This is a genomic window from Faecalibacterium sp. DFI.5.82 (assembly GCF_029076575.1).
GTDB lineage: Bacteria > Bacillota > Clostridia > Oscillospirales > Ruminococcaceae > Faecalibacterium > Faecalibacterium duncaniae.
The window spans coordinates 1-3,303 of the sequence record NZ_JARFIS010000019.1 but is presented as its reverse complement, the minus strand read 5'-3'; the positions used below and the strand labels follow the sequence as shown (position 1 = coordinate 3,303).

At 50.9% G+C, this 3,303-nt stretch carries 6 protein-coding genes; 5 read left to right on the top strand and 1 reads right to left on the bottom strand.

Annotated elements, in window-relative coordinates; translation table 11 throughout:
- The 3 genes from P0G09_RS15275 to P0G09_RS15265 all read left to right on the top strand — a co-directional run.
- The coding region (locus P0G09_RS15275) for a hypothetical protein (protein ID WP_342760539.1) at positions 1–958 on the top strand (958 nt) is incomplete at its 5' end.
- A 65-nt stretch (positions 959–1,023) separates the two neighbouring features.
- Complete coding sequence (locus P0G09_RS15270; protein WP_015536782.1) at positions 1,024–1,458, top strand: hypothetical protein; 435 nt, start codon at positions 1,024–1,026, stop codon at positions 1,456–1,458.
- Entirely contained in the window at positions 1,455–1,733 is a 279-nt protein-coding gene (locus P0G09_RS15265) for a CPCC family cysteine-rich protein (protein ID WP_316542987.1), read from the top strand. Before P0G09_RS15270 ends, P0G09_RS15265 begins: the two co-directional genes overlap by 4 nt.
- On the opposite strand, the gene P0G09_RS15260 is transcribed toward P0G09_RS15265, so the two are convergent.
- Entirely contained in the window at positions 1,700–2,620 is a 921-nt protein-coding gene (locus P0G09_RS15260; protein WP_254281884.1) for a hypothetical protein, read from the bottom strand. The genes P0G09_RS15265 and P0G09_RS15260 overlap by 34 nt on opposite strands.
- A 1-nt stretch (position 2,621) precedes the next feature.
- Here P0G09_RS15260 and P0G09_RS15255 point away from each other — a divergent pair, with 1 nt between their 5' ends.
- Together P0G09_RS15255 and P0G09_RS15250 are read left to right on the top strand one after the other, a co-directional pair.
- Positions 2,622–2,978 (top strand): TnpV protein, encoded by a 357-nt coding sequence (locus P0G09_RS15255; RefSeq protein WP_207666269.1) that lies wholly within the window; start codon positions 2,622–2,624, stop codon positions 2,976–2,978.
- The coding region (locus P0G09_RS15250; protein WP_275253072.1) for a hypothetical protein at positions 2,906–3,303 on the top strand (398 nt) is incomplete at its 3' end. The genes P0G09_RS15255 and P0G09_RS15250, both read left to right, overlap by 73 nt.

Sequence of the window (3,303 nt, the reverse complement as noted above, 5' to 3'; positions counted from 1 at the left end):
ATGCCGGGAAAGGACATTCCATATGAGTGATTCTACGTTGAAAGAGCTTTGGCAGCAGGTCGCTGAAAAGAAAAGCTGCGAAGCAAAACAGAAAGAACTGACCGCCCAGAGAGATACGCTTGCTGATTGCCTGAAAAAGCTGGAAAAATCCAAGCTGGCAGAGCAGGCTGATGTGGACCGTCTGGAGGGACACAGCCTTGCCGCATTTTTCTATCAAGTGATTGGAAAAATGGATGAAAAGCTGGACAAAGAACGGCAGGAAGCCTATGCAGCCCGCGTCAAGTACGATGCGGCTCTCCATGATCTTTCTTCCGTTGATGCCGACTTGAAGCAGATTCAAAATAGACTGGCACGGCTGTCCGATTGCGAAAGGCAGTATCAAGCTGCTCTTTCCGAAAAAATCAAAAGCATCAAAGTCTCTGCCCACCCTGCCGCACAGCAGATTGTGGAAAGCGAAAGCCGCATTGCCGCACTGAAAGTCCAAAAGCGGGAGCTGCTGGAAGCCATCAACGCCGGAAAGACCGCCTTGCACACGGTCAATGAAGTTCTGGAAACGCTGGATAATGCCGAGGGCTGGAGTACATGGGACGTAATGGGCGGCGGTTTGATGGCTGATCTTGCCAAGTATGAGGAACTGGACAATGCACAGGAGCAGGTGGAACAGCTTCAAGTGGAACTGCGGCGGTTCAAAACTGAGCTTGCCGATGTTGAGATCACCGCAGACCTTCAGGTTGCGGTAGACAGTTTTTTGAAATTCGCAGATTTCTTCTTTGATGGCCTCTTTGCAGACTGGGCAGTTCTGGATCACATCAATCAGGCGCAGAGCAGAGTGGAAAACACCAAGAGCCAAATCAAGCGAGTCCTTGCACTTCTGAAAAAGATGCGCGAAGATGTTGATGTCCAAATCGCTGATGAAAAAGAGAAGCAGGAGCAGCTTGCGGTGGAAACTGAGCTGTAGGTTTGGAGTGTTCGCGTATGTAATATGCTCAACTCAATGAATTGGAAATTTTGGAGATAAAGACTATGAAGAAAAAAGCACCAATAGTGTTCATTATCGTGAGCGTCTTTGCCGTAGCCGCAATCATTATAATTTCGGCGTATAGATCTTCGGAATCCTACAGAAAGGCGAAGGCTGCAATCCAATGGGATTGCTCTGTGTCTTGTACAGAAAAATCAACATCTGCCCAATATGTAATCACTTATTCTAATGTAAAGGTTTCATCCAAAACGGGCACACTGACGATTCAGAATAGGAATGATTTTGAAATTGTGGTGCATTTGCTCTGCGAAGGCGAACAGGAAATCGTATCTGGCAATATTTCTGCGGGAGGCTGCTACTCTTTTGCGAATGTTACGGACAAAGAATATACCGTAGGTATTCATGCGGATGTTGATGCAGCCACCAACATTAAAGTAATTGTATACGACGGAAAAGACACAGAGCCATATACAAATTGACAAGTCGGTGCTTGCGGGGGTGCATCTATTTGAAAAAGTATCAATGTCCATGCTGCGAATGTTTTACTTATAATGTTCCACCAAAGGAAGATTGTGGGTACATTTGCCCAGTTTGCTTTTGGGAGAATGACCCGTTTATTACTTCTGATAGCGACCCCAGTGACTTGAATCATGGAATAACTCTAAACGAGGCAAAAAACAACTATTTGGAATTTGGTGCCTGTGAAAGAAAAATGTTACGTTATGTTCGTCCGCCCGAAAGCGATGAAAAATAGACATTCATCATCAAAACTTCAAAGTCGACGATAACCCAATTATTATATACCCTTGGCGGGCAACCCAAAAACGGTTGCCCGCTATTTTTATACCCTAAAATCTGAAGAAGGAGGCCAAAATGCCAAGCAAAACCGAAGAATACCTTGCCCTTGCCCAGCGCACGGCAAACGGCTTGACCCGGTACTGGGAAAGCTGGACGGATTACCTGACCACCGCATCCCGGCTGTACAAGTACCCCTTTGCCGACCAGCTTATGATCTACGCTCAGCGGCCCGATGCCACCGCCTGCGCCGAATTTGACATTTGGCGCAACCGGATGAACCGCTATGTCAGGCGTGGCTCTAAGGGCATCGCCTTGCTGGACGAATCCAGCGGATTCCCGCGCCTGCACTACGTTTTCGATGTGTCGGACACCGGGGTGCGCCGCAATTCCCGTGACCCGGAGGTGTGGCAGCTCGGTCCCGATTTGGTGCAGCCGGTTTCGGAAATGTTGAGCAAGACCTACGGCATCAGCGGCGAGCGTGTCAGCCAGCAGCTTGCGGATGTTGCGGGGAAACTGGTGGCGGATTACTGGGACAACAACGGCGGGGACATTCGTGCCATCGTTGACGGTTCGCTCTTGATGGATTATGATGAAGCCGGGGTGGAGATGCAGTTCAAGTCTGCCGCCGCCATCAGCGTCACCTACACGCTGCTGGAACGCTGCGGCATTGAGCCTGCCGGGTGGTTCGACAAGGACGATTTTCAGGCAATCTACAATTTTTCCACCCCGGATAGTGTCTACGCCCTCGGCGCAGCCGTCAGCGACATGAGCCGGGAGGTGCTGCGTAACATCGAGCGCACCGTAAAAACAACCATTCGCCGCCGCAATGCAGAAAGGAGCCAATATGAATACGAACAGCAGGAACGTGACTTACTCGACCGTCGGGGACTACCAGCTCCCGAACCTAACCCTGAACCAGCCCCGGAAGCCGCTGGGCAAGTACGGCAGGCTGCGCCGGACGTACCTGATGCAGTATCGCCCGGTACTGTACAATTCGATGCTCCTGAACGGGACGCTGTACCCGCATCTGATGGAACTGGAGCAGACAGCAGAGAGCCGGATGCAGCAGACCATGGAGCAGCTTCTGAAGCAGGACCCAGCCCCGGACAAAGCGCAGAACCAACTGATGTGGGTGCAGCACATGAACAGTCTGAAAGCGCAGGCAGAGGAACTGGTGATGACGGAGCTGATCTACAGCTAAGTTTTCTGGATGCGAACATCCCCACCGAAGCCCAGCAAATTGAGAAGATCGACCAAGCGGAGAGCGAAAAAACGCCCTCCGCTTTTGTTTTGTCGCAGGCTGAAATTGAGAACGAGCTGCGGCGGCATGGTTCAGGGTTTACAGGCGGCAAACAGCGCATTATTGCGCTGTACCAGACCCAGCCTGACCGCAAACTCTGTGCCAAAGCACTGGCAAAGGAGTACGGCATCGGTGGGCACTCCCACGATTATCTGGATGGCAGTCGAGGCTTCGTCAACCACGACTGGAAGGGTCTGGAATTTGTTCATTATCCCGACCACCAGAA

Excerpts from the sequence above, each read along its gene's own strand:
- P0G09_RS15270 (WP_015536782.1), top strand. The coding sequence starts at position 1,024 with ATGAAGAAAAAAGCACCAATAGTGTTCATTATCGTGAGCGTCTTTGCC.
- P0G09_RS15255 (WP_207666269.1), top strand. The coding sequence starts at position 2,622 with ATGAATACGAACAGCAGGAACGTGACTTACTCGACCGTCGGGGACTAC.